The 17,835-nt window shown below is 43.3% G+C and carries 17 protein-coding genes and 2 pseudogenes; 7 read left to right on the top strand and 12 right to left on the bottom strand.

What is annotated here, in order from left to right:
- The first annotated feature begins 376 nt into the window (after positions 1-376).
- Together ACYRY3_RS08415 and ACYRY3_RS08410 are read left to right on the top strand one after the other, a co-directional pair.
- Positions 377-511, top strand: coding sequence for a hypothetical protein (locus ACYRY3_RS08415; RefSeq protein WP_460201248.1), 135 nt, complete (start codon positions 377-379; stop codon positions 509-511).
- Positions 512-712: 201 nt separating this feature from the next.
- On the top strand, positions 713-952 hold the full coding sequence (locus ACYRY3_RS08410; RefSeq protein ID WP_460201247.1) for an acyl carrier protein: 240 nt from the start codon (positions 713-715) through the stop codon (positions 950-952).
- Positions 953-1,389: 437 nt separating this feature from the next.
- Here ACYRY3_RS08410 and ACYRY3_RS08405 read toward each other — a convergent pair whose 3' ends face one another.
- The 3 genes from ACYRY3_RS08405 to ACYRY3_RS08395 all read right to left on the bottom strand — a co-directional run bounded on the left by ACYRY3_RS08405 (position 1,390) and on the right by ACYRY3_RS08395 (position 3,661).
- Positions 1,390-2,220, bottom strand: a complete 831-nt coding sequence (locus tag ACYRY3_RS08405; RefSeq protein ID WP_460201246.1) for a sulfite exporter TauE/SafE family protein — start codon at positions 2,218-2,220, stop codon at positions 1,390-1,392.
- A gap of 177 nt (positions 2,221-2,397) precedes the next feature.
- Positions 2,398-2,832, bottom strand: a complete 435-nt coding sequence (locus tag ACYRY3_RS08400) for an Rrf2 family transcriptional regulator (protein WP_460201245.1) — start codon at positions 2,830-2,832, stop codon at positions 2,398-2,400.
- A gap of 199 nt (positions 2,833-3,031) precedes the next feature.
- Positions 3,032-3,661, bottom strand: coding sequence for a TetR/AcrR family transcriptional regulator (locus ACYRY3_RS08395; RefSeq protein ID WP_460201244.1), 630 nt, complete (start codon positions 3,659-3,661; stop codon positions 3,032-3,034).
- 154 nt (positions 3,662-3,815) lie between these two features.
- Between ACYRY3_RS08395 and ACYRY3_RS08390 the strand changes: the two genes are divergently transcribed.
- Positions 3,816-4,181, top strand: a complete 366-nt coding sequence (locus ACYRY3_RS08390) for a hypothetical protein (protein ID WP_460201242.1) — start codon at positions 3,816-3,818, stop codon at positions 4,179-4,181.
- Between the two features lie 824 nt (positions 4,182-5,005).
- Positions 5,006-6,100, top strand: coding sequence for an aliphatic sulfonate ABC transporter substrate-binding protein (locus ACYRY3_RS08385; protein ID WP_460201241.1), 1,095 nt, complete (start codon positions 5,006-5,008; stop codon positions 6,098-6,100).
- On the opposite strand, the gene ACYRY3_RS08380 is transcribed toward ACYRY3_RS08385, so the two are convergent.
- Complete coding sequence (locus ACYRY3_RS08380) at positions 6,087-6,245, bottom strand: hypothetical protein (protein ID WP_460201240.1); 159 nt, start codon at positions 6,243-6,245, stop codon at positions 6,087-6,089. The two genes, ACYRY3_RS08385 and ACYRY3_RS08380, sit on opposite strands and share 14 nt — an antisense overlap.
- Before the next feature lie 9 nt (positions 6,246-6,254).
- On the opposite strand from ACYRY3_RS08380, the gene ACYRY3_RS08375 reads away from it, so the two are divergent.
- The gene (locus ACYRY3_RS08375; protein WP_460201239.1) at positions 6,255-6,635 is read left to right on the top strand and encodes an aldo/keto reductase; all 381 of its coding nucleotides are present in this window, start codon (positions 6,255-6,257) and stop codon (positions 6,633-6,635) included.
- 187 nt (positions 6,636-6,822) lie between these two features.
- Here the strand turns inward: ACYRY3_RS08375 and ACYRY3_RS08370 are convergent, their stop codons facing one another.
- The 4 genes and pseudogenes from ACYRY3_RS08370 to ACYRY3_RS08355 form a co-directional block, all read right to left on the bottom strand.
- Positions 6,823-7,134, bottom strand: coding sequence for a hypothetical protein (locus ACYRY3_RS08370; protein ID WP_460201237.1), 312 nt, complete (start codon positions 7,132-7,134; stop codon positions 6,823-6,825).
- Positions 7,135-7,247: 113 nt separating this feature from the next.
- The gene (locus tag ACYRY3_RS08365) at positions 7,248-8,051 is read right to left on the bottom strand and encodes an Rpn family recombination-promoting nuclease/putative transposase (protein ID WP_460201236.1); all 804 of its coding nucleotides are present in this window, start codon (positions 8,049-8,051) and stop codon (positions 7,248-7,250) included.
- Between the two features lie 389 nt (positions 8,052-8,440).
- The gene (locus ACYRY3_RS08360) at positions 8,441-12,865 is read right to left on the bottom strand and encodes an amino acid adenylation domain-containing protein (RefSeq protein ID WP_460201235.1); all 4,425 of its coding nucleotides are present in this window, start codon (positions 12,863-12,865) and stop codon (positions 8,441-8,443) included.
- A gap of 129 nt (positions 12,866-12,994) precedes the next feature.
- Positions 12,995-13,141: pseudogene (locus ACYRY3_RS08355) on the bottom strand (MbtH family NRPS accessory protein); the annotation flags it as partial.
- 9 nt (positions 13,142-13,150) lie between these two features.
- Between ACYRY3_RS08355 and ACYRY3_RS08350 the strand changes: the two are divergent.
- Positions 13,151-13,636: pseudogene (locus tag ACYRY3_RS08350) on the top strand (alpha/beta hydrolase family protein); the annotation flags it as partial.
- A 47-nt stretch (positions 13,637-13,683) separates the two neighbouring features.
- Here the strand turns inward: ACYRY3_RS08350 and ACYRY3_RS08345 are convergent.
- Both ACYRY3_RS08345 and ACYRY3_RS08340 read right to left on the bottom strand, forming a co-directional pair.
- Complete coding sequence (locus tag ACYRY3_RS08345) at positions 13,684-14,511, bottom strand: DUF2382 domain-containing protein (RefSeq protein WP_460201234.1); 828 nt, start codon at positions 14,509-14,511, stop codon at positions 13,684-13,686.
- Between the two features lie 137 nt (positions 14,512-14,648).
- Positions 14,649-14,936, bottom strand: a complete 288-nt coding sequence (locus tag ACYRY3_RS08340; RefSeq protein WP_460201233.1) for a hypothetical protein — start codon at positions 14,934-14,936, stop codon at positions 14,649-14,651.
- 171 nt (positions 14,937-15,107) lie between these two features.
- Between ACYRY3_RS08340 and ACYRY3_RS08335 the strand changes: the two genes are divergently transcribed.
- A complete protein-coding gene (locus ACYRY3_RS08335; protein ID WP_460201232.1) occupies positions 15,108-15,791 on the top strand; it encodes a general stress protein in 684 nt (227 codons plus the stop codon).
- Between the two features lie 109 nt (positions 15,792-15,900).
- Here the strand turns inward: ACYRY3_RS08335 and ACYRY3_RS08330 are convergent, their stop codons facing one another.
- Entirely contained in the window at positions 15,901-17,319 is a 1,419-nt protein-coding gene (locus ACYRY3_RS08330) for a DHA2 family efflux MFS transporter permease subunit (protein WP_460201250.1), read from the bottom strand.
- Positions 17,320-17,427: 108 nt separating this feature from the next.
- Positions 17,428-17,715: an MFS transporter gene (locus ACYRY3_RS08325; RefSeq protein ID WP_460201231.1), complete on the bottom strand. Its 288-nt coding sequence runs from the start codon at positions 17,713-17,715 to the stop codon at positions 17,428-17,430.
- Between the last annotated feature and the right edge of the window lie 120 nt (positions 17,716-17,835).

Genomic DNA, 17,835 nt, shown 5'->3' with positions numbered 1-17,835 from the left:
AGCTACCGCAGACTGTACTGGTAACACACCCTGCTTAAAGGCAAAGTAGCAATCAACAATAAAGTAAAGCGTCTCTGGATAACTTTTACCCAATCGTTGCGATTCTGCAAAGATACGCTCGCGGGAGCTGTCTTTGATTCGGACTTTTTCTGGAGTTTTGTCTTTTTGAGAAACCATTTTAAATCCCGCATTCCGCACCCCAACTGTCGCAAACGGTAATTACTGAGTGAAATCTCTAAAAAGAATAAAATTATACTCTTTACTCATAAAAACAGGTGAGAAAGCGTGAAAACTGGGATATGAGCCATCCAAGTGATTCTCAATTATTAGCAATAAGATAACAACAGATCTCAATACTACTCGGATAAGAATTTTTGTGGCTTTGGATCGCCGTGGAGAAACTCAACAAATGCCTGTAAATGTTGGGTTTCGTTCCTCAACCCAACCTACCTATTTTCGTATTTCCACGCTTAACCGAGCAGTATTGCAACAGATCTTCTGTCGTCGTTGATAGATAAATTCCTATAGTTGATTGAAGAAATTTATTGACAAGAGAAGTTTATCGTAGGCGATCGCCTACAAGACGCGGCAGGGGTCTTGTATCTTAGAAATATTCCAATAAAAAGCTTAACTGTCTTATCTGTCCTTGCGTTTTTTAAAATTACTGGTATTATTTTTTTTAAATATTTTATCTAAAAGTGAGTAAAAACTTATGGCTACTATTGAAGAAAGACTCAAGGAACTCATTGCTGAAACATTAGAGGTAGAACAGGAAAAAGTTATATCGTCTGCCTTTTTAGAAGAGGATTTCCTTGTTGACTCTCTGGCTCTTCAGGAACTAGTGCTAAACGTTGAGCAAATGTTTGAAATCGAAATTCCTGACGAAGAAGCTGTAAAGATAAAAACTGTTCAAGACGCAATTGATTACGTCACTACTAAAGTGGGCAAGTAGCAGCGATAATTTACCCAACCCTTACCATCCTTTCGGTTGGGTACTCTGTCGTTAAAAAGTTTTCTACATATTCCCCCAACATCCAATCAATTCCGCCGAATCAATTCCTAATGTTCCTTATCGTCCCTATAATCATAATCTTTATTGAATTACCGTAGAATAAATGAAAATTTGTGTAGTGTTTGTGTAATTTATAAGTATTATCAAAAGAATTCAAAATCGGCTTGCGGAGTAGGGTGGAAGCGCTGCCATAGCAATTGAGTTAAAACACCCTCTCGTACCAAATTCAACACAACCGCACAGGGATAGTACGGAGAAGGGAGGTAGGGAAAGTGGAGCAGCGAAATCAATTGACAGTTTAGCCCTCTAAACTTTAGGCAAGGGATGAAAGCCGCATGAAGGCGTTTACGCCTCAGTGATAAGCATTCCTAACTATATTAGTGGGTTTTACGAAAAACTCGAAATGCTGAAATATTCAAAATTAAACCAAGTACAACTTTTAACACGGAAGCTGGAATAATTCCAACTAGCATACCTCCGATAACAGCACCAATCACCGACCCTACACCCATAGGAGCGACTGTATCAGTTAATGCTTGTTTTTCCGCAAAAGCTCTACGGGTTGCATAACGAATAACTCCTACAGTTACAGTTGGTAAGCTAACTAAAAGGCTAGCTGTACCTGCTGTTTTAATATCTGCTCCGAAAGCAAAAACTAGGGTTGGAATGATTACTTCTCCACCAGCAACACCTAAAAGACTACTGACTAGTCCAATTGCTAGTCCAAATAATATTCCCGGTATGATACGTAAGGGTAATATATTCGGTAAAAAAGCTGGTAACTGTTGCGGCAAAAAACCTTCAATAATCAATGCAAAACCAATCACTACTAGCAATATTAGAATAATTCGCTCAAGTTGTTCATTTGATAATCGTCCTGCCAATGATGCTCCAAAAAAAGCAGTGATAACCGCTCCAGCAATTAAAGAAAAGAGTACGGGTAACAATGGAATAACTAAGTTGAAAGAAAGAGTACTACCACGTATGATTAGAGATGCAATAATTGTTACTAAGCTCACTGATAGATTAAGAGGTACGGCTTGACGTGCAGGATATCCTAAAACACCTGCTAGTACAGGTAGTCGAAACTCTGCCCCTCCTAGACCGATTAGACCTCCTAATACACCAATCGGTACTGCATAGAAAAATCCCAATCGCGAACGGCGTTCTTGTAAGATGCTACCCCAAAGTTTAGTATTTCTACTCATTTCTATTTGTCAATCATTTTGGGTTGAGTTTACCAGTTAGTGATTGTCAAAATATTACTAAAGTTGGTGAACCATAGGGAAGGGTCATTATCGGTTTGTAAGGGCGCGGTGGCAAGAGCACCCTTACAAATGGTGTGGTTCATTTATGTGAAAACGGCTGTAGTTCTGCGTTATCTATTAAATATAGTACATAGGTACTGCATTGCGGATTGCTTGCCGCTCATAAAGGTCTTGAAGCGTGTATTTTTGCAAAACCGAGAGACCTGCTGTTGCTGCTTCTTGCCATAAAACTCGCACCAAATTTCTTTCTACTGTCTTGACAGAAGTATATTCTACTGATGTAACAGAATCTAATTCTTCAATACAGTTTAAAGCATCTAGAAGCGTAGTTGTTCGGGGATCAACTGCCAAAATATAGCCACCATTCACTCCACGTATGCTCTTAATTAGACCTTTAGATCTTAATGCTGCAAGCAGGGTTTGCAAATAGCGGGAAGGTACATTTTGTAGTGTTGCTATCTCTTCTATTTGCACGGGTTCACTGCTAGGGTATGTTTTAGTCAACGCTAACAAAGCTAGTAATGCGTATTTATATTTATTCTTGATTTCCATAACTCAGAATGAAAAAAATGATTGACAGAGTTGTCAATGGGACTTACCCATTGACAAAAAGTGAGTTGTGCGATTTTTATTTAAGTTTCTACTTGAGGTGTGTAGAACGTATTGTTTCAGCCCCTATCAGAACCTATGCATTTAAGAATACGTTTAAAAAGTGAGGACATGGTAAGGCAAATGTTAACTTTTGTTAAGACTATATCTGCGTTGCTTGTATCCCAATTATCAAAAAATTCACCAACTCTTCAGCAAAGAGATTATCTAGCGGTGCGTGCTTTAATAGGAGCCGATACCAAATAGGTCCGTAAATTGCATCAATCACCAATTCTATATTTAGGTCTGAACGTAATTCACCTCGTTCAATACCCCGTTCTAAAATTGTGCGAGTGGCTTGTCTGCGACATTCCAGAAATTGTTCTCGAAATGCTTCAGCTAACTTAGGGTCTAATTGTGCTTCTGCTATCAGCCCCCTAACGGCAGTACCTGTTGTGGTTGTTAATACTGCAAACAACTGTTGCAAAATCTGATACAAGTCTTGTTTAACCGAACCCGTATCAGGTGTGGGAATATTCTGTGCAGCTTTTGCTGCGTATGCTTCCATAACTACTGCCGCCTTACAACTCCACCATCGGTAGATAGTTTGTTTGCCTACACCTGCACGGGCAGCGATCGCCTCAATACAGATATCGCTATAGCCTTTTTCCTCTAATAACTCCGCCGTTGCTCTGAGAATGGCTTGATGGGAACGCTCATTTCGCCTGCGACTCACAGGAGCTTTGCTCAAGACACTTCCTTGAGTCGCTGTTTTCTCTAATAGCTGTGACATATACGCAAACTCCTGTTTGATAGCTGTTTGACATTTTCTAGTCTATACGCTGCGGCACGTCTCGTCATCTCTTGACAAGACGATACGGTTCGTTTAAATTAAAAGTAATTAAGTTACTACAACTCAATAGCCATAAGATACAGGAGCTAATTTGATGAAAAGTTTAATTATTGGTGGTTTATCCCTCCTAGCCATATCTACTGCTCATGTGCCTGCACTTTGGGCTTCCGAAACTGAAGCAACCACAGCATATAATCCCGCAGTTTCTGGTAACACTCAGTCTTACGCGAAAATAAAGCCTTTCAACCTTGTGATCTTGGCATATCAAGGTTACTTCCAAGACCAAGGTATCCCTAGTTACAACGATCTCATCACGGCTTATAAAGAGAAGCAAATTACTGCCGAAGATCTTGTTAGAGGCGCTGTCAAGTCAAAGAAACTTCCAGCACAGGTTCTTTCTGACAAAGGGTACCTTAACGCTGTTGCTGCTGAGTTGAGTACTTTCAGAAGTTACTACTAAGCACGAGGTGTTTGTTTTTGCGCTGACGATACTAAAGAGAGACATACACATTGTTTTAGTTAGGTGACACAACAATCTAAAACCTCTAGTGAATCAATACTTTGCATAGCTGTGGTCTGGCGAGAAAATACGGTTTACCAGTAGGTATACTGGATTTTTTATAATAGTCCCACAGCTATTTGCAAAAAGCAAGATAGAGAATATGTTGATTCGAGACAACGTAACTCCCTGTAGACCTTGGCTTTGTCGGATTTGCACCTGTCGAGTCTGACATACAATTCTTAACAACAGTCGTTGCTTGAATTTGACTTTTCTCAGGCAAATGCCTTCCATCTCACCTGTCAATGTAACACCTGCATTGTTTACAAGAATCTACCCGACCCAATTCACCTTATGTCTTTTGCATTAGGTCAAAGCTTACTGGGCTATCTTCACATTAACTGTAACTATATACGAGACTCTTCATCCAGTTGTACGCCTTTACTTAATTTCCTCTTGAATAATTTCTGCGCCCATAACGCTAATTAGTGGTATGGGCACGCTTGTTTACTGACTTTTCACAAAAATCTACTTGCTCTATAAGGACAAGTGTGGCAAACTTACTATTAATGTTCGATAAGTCGATAGATTTACCGTACATTGTTGCTGCAGTTGAATGGGTATTCGGGATTGGTAAGCAGGGATAAACAACACAGCTTATTCCTCTACCTTTCCTCTTCTATAAAAATGTGCCGCTTTAATTTTATTCGTACTGACTTACTTAGTTAGGTTTTGAATCGGCTTTTCCCCTTGCCTACTCTCTATTTTTACAAGACACAAAATCTATGGTTGTGGTTGCGATCGCTCAATCTCAGTCTTTCAAAATCTTGCGCCATTTTACGCTGCTTATAGTACCGGGATTGTTAACCTTAGCCACTTCGTTAACGCTAATCAGTTGTACAGAAACAAGACCGGAAGCAGAAGTTCAATCTTCTGCTAAGAATGTATCTGATACTAAAACATCTGGGATTAAGACCAAAGTTCTTCGCATCGGGTATCAACAAGCAGGCGACTTGGTTAGGGTAACAAAAGTATTGGAAAAACGTCTCGAACCTCTAGGTATTAAAGTTGAGTGGGCGCAATTTGCTCAAGGTCCGCAGTTGATGGAAGCCATGAATGTTGGCAAGGTAGACTTGGGTTCTGTGGGGGAAACTCCTCCCATCTTCGCTCAAGCAGCTGGTGCTGACATTGTTTATGTTGTTGGTCGGCGACGTACCGAACAAACAGGCAGAGGGAGTGTAATTGCTGTTCCACCAGAGTCTCCCATCAAGACTTTAAAGGATATTAAAGGACAAAAAGTGGTCTTCCAAAAAGCTTCTGCATCTCACTATTTTATCCTCAGAGCTTTGGAAGATGTGGGTTTAAAATATAATGATATTCAAGTCTTGAGTATGCCTAATGTAGAAGCTCGTGCTACGTTTATAGAGGGTAAGATTCCTGTTTGGGTAACTAGCGATCCCCATCTGGCTCTGGCTGAAAAAGCTGGTAGAGTGCGTGTTCTGAAAACTGCCCAAGGGCTTGATACACCTGGTGGATACTATATCGGTCAAAGGCAGTTTGCTAGTGACAACCCGGAATTGCTGCGGATAGTGATTGAGGAGATTGATAAAATTGAGCGGTGGGCTGAGGCGCATCCTAAAGAAGTCGCAAAGCTAATTGCACCGGAACAGCAACTACCTCCAGACGTAATGGACTTAGTCATCAGCCGTCGTACTTATGGATTGAGGGCGATTTCCCCGGATTTAGTAAAAGAGCAACAGCGAATTGCAGATTACTTTTATAAAAATGGTTTGCTTCCCAAACCTCTCAATATTCAGGAAGCCTTGCTAAGGCAAGAAGAATATGCAGCTATCACTCCAACAACAATCAGTCAGAAATAGTGTTATGGTAACGTGTAAATGATGGCATTGCATAACAAAACCTACTAGTGATGCTATCACCCAAGCAAGATAGTATGTTCGGGTCGATCGCATCTTGCTTGTAGTAGCGATCGCGACCTTGATGAGTACCTGAGAATTTAGCCAAATAAATTGCATGAAATACGTTAATCTTGGCAAAACTGGACTGAAAGTATCGCGCCTGACCCTAGGCACAATGACTTATGGCTCTCGTCAGTGGCGACAATGGGTGCTAGAAGAAGAAGAGAGTCGCCCATTCATCAAACTTGCTTTAGACTTAGGGATTAATTTCTTTGACACTGCTGATGTTTACTCTTTAGGCGTCAGTGAAGAAATACTGGGGCGGGCGCTCAAAGACTTTGCCAAAAGAGATCAAGTTATAATTGCTACTAAGGTATATAATGCGATAGGTAATGGGCCAAACGATCGGGGACTGTCTCGCAAACATATTTTTGATAGCATTGATGGGCATATTCCGGGCTGCGATCGCAAAGCTGTCATCCGTTTCTGCCTCTAAAACAAAAGTGGGAAATTTTAAAAGAACACGTACATTACAAGAAGTCGGAGTTTGGCGAGTATTTTGTGATACATCAGTGAGCAACGTGCGGATGATTTCTGCGTTTAAGCGGGTTGGGTATCGACAGTATGGGATAAAGTAGTGGTAATGCCCAGTAAGCGTAACCGGGCTTTTTCGCGATTTCGTTCTACAACCCATCAGTCCGATTGATTGACTCAATAAGTTCCTCAACTTCTTCATCATTAGAGCATTGCTGCACTTGAGACTTGAACCATTCCAATTCTTCCGGTTCTGTGTTCTGCACTTGATATACGAGTAGTGTTCCTGCTACCCGTGCCAAGGTGAGTGGTTCGTAGGGGATGCTATTGAGCAGAGTACTGGCATCTTGATACAGCCGTTCTGCTGCTATCTCATCCAAAGGCTGCCCCATTTGCAAAGCAATTTCTTGCAAGCTTTCTTGAATTGATTGTTGAATATCTGGTGGAAAAGAATTGTTCATTCTTTAGGGATATTTTCTACTCCGTATTTGAATGCTTTGTTTGAAAAACTAGATGATAAGTGAATGCCAAAGGTGCTGTGAGGCGTTTCACCAGAAGGTTCCAAAAGATAATATTAACCTTGATTTTGCGCTAACCAAACTTCTAAATCGGTTAAACTCGAAAAATCAAGTAAAGCCTCTCCCAAGTCTTCAACCTGCACCAATGGTAGAGATTGAATTTTTAATTGTAGTACAGGCGGGACAGTTCCAACTTTACGGCTAAGTAGTCGCATAACTAAGGAAAGTGCTTCTTCCTGCAGAATATCCTGATAAATTACAGACTCGCGCATAGCATCACTCCGTAATAGCCTTTTAATCAGTTCCTTGTTTAATATTAACCCAGCTAGTATTGCTGTTGAGGCTGCAATATTACTTTGTGTCCGGGTATCGTTTATTTGCTCAATAGCTTTTGCAACCTGTTGTAACGTTCGCGTTTTATCCTCGGTTTGACTGAGGGTTGCGAACGGTAACAAACCAGGATTCTTCAAAAATGTGTCACTCGGTTGTTCCCAAAGACGAATAACTCCAAATTCATGACGGGTCTTTTCTAAAACAAAAGCTGTTTGCTGGACTAATTCGGATGTGGTGGGTTGCAAGTAAATTACAACTTGATGCATCCGCTTGTTGGGAAATCTACGATACACCCTTAACCGATAATCCGTCATCCGAAAGGGAATTTCGGCTTTTGGTTCAGTTTGGAATTCGATATGCAGAACAATTTCATCTGACTGTAACAGAATTAAAGCATCCGCTCGAATCGGTTCGAGGGATAATTCCGATGGGCTGAGTTGGGTAAGTGTAACAGATTCACCGAGTAGCCAGGAGGCGAAATCGGCTGAGAATGTCTCTGCTAAAAAGCGACATACGTTATCAAACATAGACAAACATCATATCAGCTATGTTTCATGCGTACCATGAATTTGGATAACTTTCATGATTTGTGCCATATTAATTATTTCTCTTTTTTGTAGCAAATAAAATAGGTGGGCAATGCCCACCCTACAAAAATATTTCAATGTTTTGGCATTGCTGAATTTAGTAATGAACTATCATTGTAGTACGTTTTTCAATTTGCAACACATCCTTGTAGAGACCAGCCATGCTTAGTCTCTACACCAATGGTAATTTTGAAATTCATATGTTGATTCAGCGACGCCAATATTTTTTTTCCAACTTTCTCCTAGTACATATCAGCGCAAATAAGGCTACCATTGCATGCTCGTTGTAAAGCTTGCAGTATATGCCAGCTACTTTCATCCTTTAGCCTTCATACTTCAGCCTTTATTAGTGCTTGATTTAAAGAATCTTCAACGCGATACGCTGAAGGCGTTAAGCTCTGCTGCGGAGCCGACAGAAAACCACGACGAATGTAGTATGACAAGTAGGTGTTAAGCAATTCTGCACTGACTGACGGACAGTTGATTAAAGTTCCCGCAAGCCCATTGAGGGTATTCTGACAGTCAAACCTTACTGAGTCATCGGGTGCTGACTCCCCAAAAAAAGGTATTAATGGGTATAATGCATTTTCTGAGGAATGCTCTGCAACCTTGAGCAGCTCTGCTCGCCATTGCTCGTAGGAAATTACTTCAAGGGAGTAACCAAAAGAACGCAGCCAAGTCATAGCGTTGCTCCAGTGGGCTGGGTGGGGATTAACTACGTGAAAAGTTTCTCCCAGACATTTTTGCTGCCTTGATAAGTGAACGATACATTTGCTCGCATAGTCTACAGGAGTCAAATCGACCATCATTTTAAGGTCTGGAACACTTCCAAGTTGAATACAACCTTTGAGCATTCTTGCGAGGAGGTCATCTGTATTACTGGTTCCGGTTTGGCTGTGTCCTGATACTCTTCCCGGTCGATAAATACATACAGGCATTCCTCTAGTGCGTGCAATTGTGACTAACTTTTCCGCAACCCATTTACTTTGCTCGTAGCCGCCTGCAAGATTACCGCTATCTAAAGAGTCATTTTCTCGGAAGATGTGCTCTTTAGAAAAGTCCTTCTCCCAAGGGAAAACGGAAATGGTAGAAATATAATGTACGGGCTTGAGTTTAATTTGGCTTGCCAGTCTCAGAACTTCCTGAGTTCCAAGAACGTTAGCTGCCTTTAGTTTTGGGTACGGATCGACGAAATTAACTAATGCGCCATTATGATAAATGACATCTATTGTACTTGCTAATGTTTGAAACTGTTGCTCGCCCAGACCAAAAAGTGGTTGGGATAAATCCCCGATAACTGAGATAATTCTGGAACTAAAACCCTCATTCCATAGTAAGTAGGATTGAAGATTTGCTCGGATTTTCTTTTTGCCTTCTTCTATATTGGAGGCGCGTACCAAGCAGTAAATCTCAGCATTGGTTTGCTCTAAGAGTTCACTCAGTAGAAAAGCTCCCAGAAAACCTGTTGCGCCAGTCAGAAAGATACGTGCTGGCTGTGGGCTAGACTCAACAGTTATGCCTTCAGGGCGGATTGTCTCATCCAAAACAGCTTCTGCACTCAAATCTCTGACAGATACTGTGCCAGTCGCAGTCGGTTTTGAGTCACGAACATTATCAACCGCCTCCGCCATTGCTGCAACTGTGGGTGTTTCGAGCAGGGCGTGTAAGGGCACTTCGACTTTGAATGTATTTCGGACGCGGAAGACCAGTTGAGTTGCGCTCAGGGAATGACCACCAAGGTCAAAGAAATTGTCATAAACACCAACTCGCTCTAACCGAAGCACTTGAGTCCAAATTTCAGCAAGAACTTCCTCAGTTGGTGTGCGAGGAGCGACAAAAGTTGTGTCTAGTTTCGGTTGTGCTAACTCGGGGTCTGGTAGTGCCTTGCGGTCTAATTTGCCATTGGGTGTGAGTGGTAGGGCATCGAGTACCACGAAAGCACTCGGAACCATGTATTCCGGTAACTTTTGTTTGAGGAAAGCCCGCAACTCACTGGCTGTGGGTGCGGGTTGCTGATGTGCTACTAGGTATGCTACCAACCGCTGGCTACCTACCACATCTCGTGTAGCAATCACGACGATTTGTTTCGCGTTTGGGTGTTGGCTGAGTACCGCCTCAATTTCCCCTAACTCAATGCGGAAGCCACGAATCTTCACTTGGTAATCAATACGACCGATGTATTCGATGTTGCCATCAGCCCGGTAGCGAACTAAATCTCCCGTTTTGTAGAGGCGATCGCTCAATTTGTCAGACGCAAAGGGGTTGGGAATAAATTTTTCTGCCGTCAACTCCGGACGGTTGAGGTAGCCGCGTGCTACACCCACCCCACCAATATGCAACTCGCCCGCTACACCCACTGGTACTGGTTGGTTGTAGCGATCGAGGATGTAAATTTGTGTATTGGCGATAGGGCGGCCAATTGGCACTGTCAACAGTTCGCTGTCTTGTTGGCATTGCCAATATGTAACGTCGATCGCTGCTTCTGTTGGCCCGTAAAGATTGTGCAAACTGCACCCCAAACGTGCAAAAAACTTCTCTTGCAACTCTTTTGGCAGTGCTTCACCACTACAGAACACTTGCCGCAAGCTGGCGCAACTTTCCAAATCTTGTTCTGACAGGAATACCTGTAGCATTGAGGGCACGAAATGCACTGTGGTAATCTGATGTTGGGCAATCAGCTTCACCAGATACGTACTATCTCGATGTCCTCCCGGTTGCGCCACTACTAACCGCGCTCCAGTCATCAATGGCCAGAAGAATTCCCACACTGAGACATCAAAGCTGAAGGGAGTTTTCTGTAAGACGCGATCGCCTGGTGTAATTTGGTACGCTTGCTGCATCCACAACAGGCGATTGCAAACCGATTGATGGGTGTTCATTGCTCCTTTGGGCTTGCCAGTAGAGCCGGAAGTGTAGATTACATAAGCCAGGTGATGGGGTAGCACTCCAGTGTGCGGATTTTCCGTGCTGAAGTGAGAGAACTGTTGGAAAATTGTATCTAAATATACTAACTTTGCCTGCGGCTGTGCCAGTCTGTCCGCTAATTTTTCCTCAGTCAACAGCACCTTGACTCCGCTGTCTGATAGCATATATGCTATACGTTCTTGCGGGTACTCTGGGTCTATTGGTACGTAAGCTCCACCCGCCTTAAGTATACCCAGCAATGCCACAACCATGAACGGCGATCGCTCCAGACACACACCTACCAACACTTCCGGTCCTACTCCCAACGAGACTAGATAGTGCGCCAATTGATTTGCTTTTGCGTTTAGTTCGCTGTAGGTGAGGTGTTGGTCTTCAAACACTACTGCCACAGCATTGGGTGTCTTGTGAACCTGTTGCTCAAACAACTCATGCAGACACAAATCTTGGAGATAATTTGCTTGGGTTTTGTTCCATTCGACCAGTATTTGATTTTGTTCCGCAGCAGTTAACAGAGGTAGTTCTGATAGCTTTTGGTCGGAATTGGAGACTAAACCCTGTAGCAGAGTTTGCAAATGCCCCACCATCCGCGTGATACTTGCATTTTCAAAGCGTTGAGTATCGTAAATCAAGCGCAACGACAGTTGCACTCCGGGCTGGGCGATGAGAGTGAGTGGATAGTTGTTCCTCTCAAAAGAACGAACATCACTGATGTCCAACTTCTGTGAGTGCTCCTCTAAAGCTGCATCTACCGGATAATTCTCAAACACCACGATGCTTTCAAACAACGGCAGCCCTCTAGGCACATCACTCCAGCCCTGAATCTGTACCAGTGATGCGTACTCGTAAGTACTGAGTTCCACTTGTTGCTTTTGTATCTGCTTGAGCTTTGGTAGAACTGTGTCCTCGTGGGAGACTCCCACTCGCATTGGCAGGGTATTGATAAACAGTCCAACTATCGACTCCACACCTTTGATAGCTGGGGAACGACCTGAGACAGTCACGCCGAACACCACATCGCTTTCCCCACTGTATCGTGACAGCAGTAAAGCCCAAGCTGCTTGCACTAGGGTGTTCAATGTCAGTTGATGCTGTCGTGCAAACGACACCAGCACGGAAGTTGCTTCAGTTGAGAGCAAAAGAATCTCCTCGCTGTAGCTTTGTTCTGTGGACTTGTTGTGGTGAGGTTTATCGACTACCAGTGGTGTTGGTGCCGTCACCCCGCGAAGTGTTTGCCGCCAAAATTGTTCGGCAACTTCCAACTTCTGCGTCTGTAACCAGGCAATATACTCGCGGTAGGAACGACTCGGTGGCAGGTGTAACTCTTGCCCCACAGACAATGCTTGGTAATAACCGAGCACTTCTTTAAGTACCAACGGCAGCGACCACCCATCTAGAAGTATGTGGTGATAACTCCACACAAATTGGTAGACATTTTCTGACATTTGAATCAGAGTCAGGCGCATTAGTGGAGCCTTGGTCAGTTGAAAACCACGCTTCCGATCCGACTCCAAAAAGGCTTGTAGTTGTTGTTGCTGCTCATTTGGAGGTAAACCCAGCCAAGAATGAATTTCTAGTGGTAGTTTCACCTGTCGGTACGCTACTTGTAGCGGCACATCACGTTCCCAGATGAAAGCAGTTCGCAAGACGGCGTGCCGCGCTACGACTTGCTGCCATGCTGTACCGAATGCCTCTACATTTAGAAAACCTGTAAAAGTACAACTAAATTGCTGGCAATACACCCCGAATTCCGAAGCATAAAGGGTGTGGAACAGCATCCCCTGTTGCGTTGGGGATAGTTGATAAATGTCTTCAATGTTATTTTTTTTCATTTAATGTTTATTCAAGTATTTAGTACAGAATTGAACAAGTTTGTAGCTTTATGGTTTGTAGTTGCGCTGTTTGTGCTAAAGCACAACTACAAGCCTAAGAGTGCGATACGAATTTATGAAATGTAGTACTTAGCTATATTGTGCTAATTTTTCCATTTGCTGGCGCAAGCTAAGTGGTCTCATATCAGTCCAGAATTCCTTGATGTAATCTAGGCATTCTGCTTTTGTCCCGCTTTTTCCAACATCTTTCCAACCAGGGACATTTTCCCGTTCGCTGAAACTACATATAACTTATCCGATTCACGGGTAAAAGCAGCGATCGCCATTAACCAGATTGGCAGTAGCGTTTTGGGTCAAGCAAGTTTTAGTAAAATTAACATCCCAGTCGCGATCGTCTCTGGCGGTTCTGATACAGTTGCTCCAGCTCTTCCAGAACAAATTCAACCCTTCAATTGGCTAACAACCCCAAACAAGTATTTAGTTTTAATTAATAACGGTACCCACTTCTCGACCATTGCAGAATCACCAAACTCTGCTGTACCCGTTCCTGAAGCGGTGGTCGGTCCAAACCCTGCTATTGCCCGTCGCTATGTCACAGCTTTAAGCCTTCCCTTTTTCCAAACCTACATTGCAAATCAACCAAGTTACAAGCGTTTTTTAACTGCAGATTTCGCCAATGCTATCAGTCAACAACCATTACCACTCAGTTTAGTGCAGTCTCTCAATCAATTAACGGTCAATAGTCCTTCGTCAATAGTCCTTCGTCATTAGTCATTGGTCATTCGTAGGGTGGGCAATGCCCACCACTATTTGACTTATTACTGCTCGATAATTGGGCGTCCCTGGGTGTCAACGTCCAACTCTTCGCGGCGAATAGTATCAGTCGCTTCGGCTGTGTCACGATCTACGACTTTTCTAACTCGAACTTCTTCCCGCACAACGGCTTCTTTACGGATATCGGGCGTTTCTTCATAAATCTCCATACGAGCCACCTCGCCTTCACGGAAGTTGGCATCGCTTGGGTTGACTGGTGTCGTGTTTGAGGGAGATGTACGCTCAATCACAACGCGCTCTTTTTCCACTGGTACTGCAACACGAGCAGTTTCTGTTTCGATGTGTTTGCCAATTGTCACTTCCCCTGCTTTACGGCGTTGCTTATCTGCAATCAACCGCTCTTCATAAAGTTTCAGGGTTTCGCTATCGCGATGGTTGTATAGCGATGGCTCGTGCTCGTAGTTGTAGGTATTCCGGTCATAAGTGGGCTGAGTCATGTCAGGAGTAGCAGCCATTGAACGGTATGTGCCGCGTACCTGCTCTTCGTAGTCGAAATCAACCCTTTCTAAGTCATCAAAACTAGGCAGATTTTCAACTTGCTCTTTAGTCAGACCATTGACGTAAATTCGTTTGTCACTGTAGTGAATGTTGGCTAGACCAACAGGTAGCAAAACTTTTTTGCCAAAAACCCAAAACCCTGTATCTACAATAAAATAGCGAAATTGACCTGTTTGCTCATCAACTAAAAGGTCAGACACCGAGCCTACTTTGTCATCCCCATCCGCATAAACACTAAAGTTCTTGATATCATCAATGTCAGAGTAGTCTTCACGGTAATTGGGGTAGAAGTCTTCAAGTTTTACTAGTGTCATTTTTTTCTCCTACCTTGTTTTCTTACTCCTATTTTAATGACTTTTAAAAACCATTCCTCTTTCAATAGAAAGATTCACTACGCTCTCTGGAAGACCATCTTTTATAGTGAAGATATAGATAAAAAACTATTCCTTTTTTAATTAACTATTCTCATCACTTGTTGCCCTGTTACTTGCAGTACACCGATGGCAAGTTGAATCAGGGGCCACCCAACCAAACATATTAATGACGCTCGAATAGTGCTAACATCTAATCCTTGGCGAACTGCTACGATCGCAGCCAGCAAACTCCATACTGCCAGTATTAACTCAATCGGTCGCCCTAGTAAGGGAATCAATGTTAAAAAATTTAGCACTTGTGGCGCGTATGCAAATCCAATTGGACTCAGTAAGTCACTGAAAGTGGGATTTGGAGATATCCTCATCAAAATTCGCAATCTCAAAAATGTCTGACAAATGAAGATTAACACTTTCGACTGATGAAGACTTTGGTTTGAGACGACAAACTAGAAAAGAGGTTGTGAAAGTTACTCAGAACGCACAACTAAAGTTTTGCTGTAAAAATGAACACATTTGTAATCTTGTAAGGAGGAAAAATGGCACTTCAACAACGCAAGCGTGCCGTTGGTACATTTTCTAGCCGACAAGAAGCCGAAGCAGCTCTGAATGACCTGAGAAACTCTGGTTTCAAAATGGATAGAGTTTCCATATTAGCTAAACATGCAGACCGTAACGATAGAATTGCTGGCGCTAATGTGAGCGATCGCGGTGACAATGAGGCTCAAGAGGGTGCTGGGATTGGTGCAGTAGCAGGCACGGTCTTGGGCGGTATCGGTGGTTTACTTGTAGGTCTTGAAGCTTTAATCATTCCAGGAGTTGGTCCTTTTCTCGCAGCTGGTACCATAGCCACTACTCTGGCTGGTGCTGGTATTGGTGCAGCAACAGGAAGTCTTGTAGGAGCATTAACTGGTGCTGGTATTCCTGAGGAGGATGCCCAAGCCTACAGCAACCGGATATCTCAGGGCGACTACTTGGTGATGATTGAAGGAACCGACGACGAAATTAACCGCGCTGGTTCTATTTTGCGGAATCGGAATATCAGTAATTGGAATATCTACGACATATCAGATCGCGGTCGTAATGACATTTCTGATGTTCCTCCTCCTATAGATCGGGCTTCAGATAGATATGAAAACAGAACTGCTGCTAACTACGAAGATAGAACTGCTACTGACCACGATGTCGTAGAGATTGTTGACAACCGGGAGCAAATCCGCTAGTTCTTCTTTCATGGAAATAGACATCTCCAGAAATTAACTATGCGTTGTCCATAGTCGTTGTAGAGACGTGCCATGGCGCGTCTTTACATCGTTGTTTAATGGTGATGGCTCACAGCCATTGCCTTTCACCTTTCGTTTTCATAACAGCAGTCATCACAGCTGCGCCACATAATAAGAGTGCCGCTAGGCGATAACTTCCTTGAAATCCTGCAACGATCGCTGCAGGTGGAGCAACAGCTACATCAATACCAGGAGCAGAATTTGCAATCAAAGTTGCAAACACTGCCCCGATGACAGAAATTCCTACATTAACCCCTAAAGTACGCGACAGAGATAGCAATCCAGAAGCAATTCCCAACCTTTCTCGTGGAACCGCCCCCATAACGGTGCTGTCGTTAGGCGCTCGAAATAAACCCAGCCCCGTGCCAAAAAGAAGATACCGAACCACAAAATCTTTTTCAGTCATGGTAGCATCTAAGGTGCTAATCGCTACACAGGCACCAATCAAAACACTCAACCCAATAAGGCACATTAACCGAGAACCAAAACGGTCTGAGAGCGTGCCTGCTATGGGAGCCATTGACCCACTGACAACAGGTGATACTGCCATTAACAGCCCTACTTGATAGGTAGGATATTGCATGACCTGTTGTAAAAAGAAGGGGGTGATGAGCAAGCCACCAGTTATCACAATAAATACCAGCCAATTATTCAGCAAATTGATACTCAGGCGATCGTTGCGGAACATTTGTAGTTCGAGCAGGGGTTCATCCACAAGTGTTTCAACGACCAAGAAACTTATCAAACCAAGCAAAGAAAGAAACAGTAACCACAGTGTGCCACCGCTCATAAAGCCCTGGCTTTGACCAATGGTCATGCCTAAGGCAAAATTACCCAGCGTTATTAAAGCCAACAAAGCTCCAAGCAAGTCAAAACGTTGTTTTTCCTTATGAGGTACAGAAGGAGGGACAACTGAAGTGACAAGCAAACTGGCAACTAAGCCCAGGGGTATATTGACAAAGAAGAGGATGCGCCATCCAGACAAGCCCAAAAGCAATCCCCCAACCGATGGACCCAGAGCAACGCCCAGTGAAACTACACTGCCAATAATGCCAACAGCCCTTCCTCGTTCTGATGAAGGGAAAGCTTCTATGACAATTGCCAGACTTAGCCCGGAGATAAACAGAGAACCCAGTCCCTGAAGCGCCCGAAAACCAATCAGCCAGTCAATACTTGGTGCAATGCCACATAGTAGGGAACTTAGGGTAAAGAGGATAAGCCCCCCCAGATAGAGATATTTCTTACCCCACATATCCCCCAAGCGAGTCGCTCCCAATACCAAGCTAGAGCTAATCAACTGATAACTTAACACTGCCCATTGAGCCTTGGGAAAACTGGTTCCAAAGAACTGAACCAATGTGGGCAAAGCCACGTTAATAATGCCTACATCTAGGGTAGACATCAACACCCCCAGACTCACTCCAAGCATCACCCACCATTTCTGGGAAGCTGCTACCCTGACTTGCACGTCTGCCAATTTTTCACCTCCTGAATCACTAATTTTACGCTCATAAATAGTTTATACTCGTAATATTTCGGAGTCCAGATGACTCTTGTAATTAACTCGGGGAGAATTTTATTCGTTGAGCGCGGCGATCGCTGCGATCCCCAAGCCAATCAGCACAACTAACTTGCGATCGCGTCGGTCTGCGAGCTTTCCCAACCACGGACGACTCAAAATGAGACCAAGGGCAAATGCTCCCATCACAAAACCAACTTGTTGCGGCGAACCACCTACATCTTTAATGTAAAGTGGCAACGTGGCTATTAAAGAACTATGGCTAGACCAAAACAGTATGCCTACTGTGAAAAGCAATAGAAGGTTTTTGCGTTGCTGTGGTTGAAGGATACGAAAAACTGTCATTTACAGATAGTCTTACGAAATTTTCTCTAAGTCATTTGTGCAGTCTAATTACAAATTATCCCACATAAAATAAAATGTTTTTTATTAACTCCGGTAAATTGACCAACAATTAGTAAATTT

The organism is Scytonema sp. NUACC21 (assembly GCF_054684315.1).
This window is presented reverse-complemented; position numbering and strand designations above follow the sequence as displayed.

Excerpts from the sequence above, each read along its gene's own strand:
- ACYRY3_RS08410 (WP_460201247.1), top strand. The coding sequence starts at position 713 with ATGGCTACTATTGAAGAAAGACTCAAGGAACTCATTGCTGAAACATTA.
- ACYRY3_RS08405 (WP_460201246.1), bottom strand. The coding sequence starts at position 2,220 with ATGAGTAGAAATACTAAACTTTGGGGTAGCATCTTACAAGAACGCCGT.
- ACYRY3_RS08400 (WP_460201245.1), bottom strand. The coding sequence starts at position 2,832 with ATGGAAATCAAGAATAAATATAAATACGCATTACTAGCTTTGTTAGCG.
- ACYRY3_RS08395 (WP_460201244.1), bottom strand. The coding sequence starts at position 3,661 with ATGTCACAGCTATTAGAGAAAACAGCGACTCAAGGAAGTGTCTTGAGC.
- ACYRY3_RS08390 (WP_460201242.1), top strand. The coding sequence starts at position 3,816 with ATGAAAAGTTTAATTATTGGTGGTTTATCCCTCCTAGCCATATCTACT.
- ACYRY3_RS08385 (WP_460201241.1), top strand. The coding sequence starts at position 5,006 with ATGGTTGTGGTTGCGATCGCTCAATCTCAGTCTTTCAAAATCTTGCGC.
- ACYRY3_RS08375 (WP_460201239.1), top strand. The coding sequence starts at position 6,255 with ATGAAATACGTTAATCTTGGCAAAACTGGACTGAAAGTATCGCGCCTG.
- ACYRY3_RS08370 (WP_460201237.1), bottom strand. The coding sequence starts at position 7,134 with ATGAACAATTCTTTTCCACCAGATATTCAACAATCAATTCAAGAAAGC.
- ACYRY3_RS08365 (WP_460201236.1), bottom strand. The coding sequence starts at position 8,051 with ATGTTTGATAACGTATGTCGCTTTTTAGCAGAGACATTCTCAGCCGAT.
- ACYRY3_RS08360 (WP_460201235.1), bottom strand. The coding sequence starts at position 12,865 with ATGAAAAAAAATAACATTGAAGACATTTATCAACTATCCCCAACGCAA.
- ACYRY3_RS08345 (WP_460201234.1), bottom strand. The coding sequence starts at position 14,511 with ATGACACTAGTAAAACTTGAAGACTTCTACCCCAATTACCGTGAAGAC.
- ACYRY3_RS08340 (WP_460201233.1), bottom strand. The coding sequence starts at position 14,936 with ATGAGGATATCTCCAAATCCCACTTTCAGTGACTTACTGAGTCCAATT.
- ACYRY3_RS08335 (WP_460201232.1), top strand. The coding sequence starts at position 15,108 with ATGGCACTTCAACAACGCAAGCGTGCCGTTGGTACATTTTCTAGCCGA.
- ACYRY3_RS08325 (WP_460201231.1), bottom strand. The coding sequence starts at position 17,715 with ATGACAGTTTTTCGTATCCTTCAACCACAGCAACGCAAAAACCTTCTA.